We start from the raw sequence: 843 nt of genomic DNA on the forward strand, positions 1-843 counted from the left end.
GCCGGGGATCGGGGCATTCACCGGCGCTGCGCTCGCCGGGCCGCCGCTGCGCTGCGCCGCCGTCACGGCGACACAGAAAGTGCCGGTGAGAACGATCACGAGCCTGTGATGGGGATCACATGGGGGTTGTTGAGATTTATTGCCGTTCGTAGGCCGTGCCGAGGCTTGAAGGGGAAGCTGCCGACACGACCCGCGAGGAGAGCTGTGACGCCCCGCATCATCCCTACGACGACGGATCCCACGAAGACCTGGGTTCGCCAGGCCTATATCTTCACCTCCGAGACCCCGACCCTCGGCACCGGAGAACACCGCCACGGCCCTGGTGCCGCCTATCTCGTGGATCACGATGGCACCGTCCACCGGAAGAATCCGGCTGACGAGGCACCGCTTCCTCCCGCACTCCTCGGGGACTACTGGGCTGCGCACATGCTTCGGGACGTCGACATTCCCGTAGCGGTCCGGGCGCTTCAGGCCCGCGACGCGGCCGTGAACCGCGAGGACGCGGAGGTGGACCGGTTCGCCTCCGAAGTCCTGGGCCTGTGGCGGGGCGGACGGTGGCGGGAGCCCGTGTCGACCGCCCTGCTGGGCAATTGGGCCGCCCCCCTCGAAACAGACGGCGGCAGCATGACACCCGCCTTCCTGGACGCCTTCAGGAGCGAGGTGAAGGCGCTGCACCGCGCGCTCACGCCCCTGTGGGAGCGTCGTACCGGCGGTCACCGACTGAGGAGCCTGGACTACTCCATCGGAGACGACGGCATGACCGTGCATGACCTGGTTACCGGTGGCCCGGACCTGTACGAGGTGCTCACCGGTGCCCTGCCCGACGACCCGCGCATCGCCGCC

1 pseudogene is annotated in these 843 nt (G+C 68.7%); it reads left to right on the forward strand.

Going from position 1 to position 843, the window contains the following annotated elements:
- Positions 1 to 204 precede the first annotated feature (204 nt).
- A pseudogene (locus CA983_RS44350) lies at positions 205 to 843 on the forward strand (hypothetical protein); the annotation flags it as partial.

Source organism: Streptomyces swartbergensis, assembly GCF_002148965.1.
Classification (GTDB): Bacteria; Actinomycetota; Actinomycetes; order Streptomycetales; family Streptomycetaceae; genus Streptomyces; species Streptomyces swartbergensis.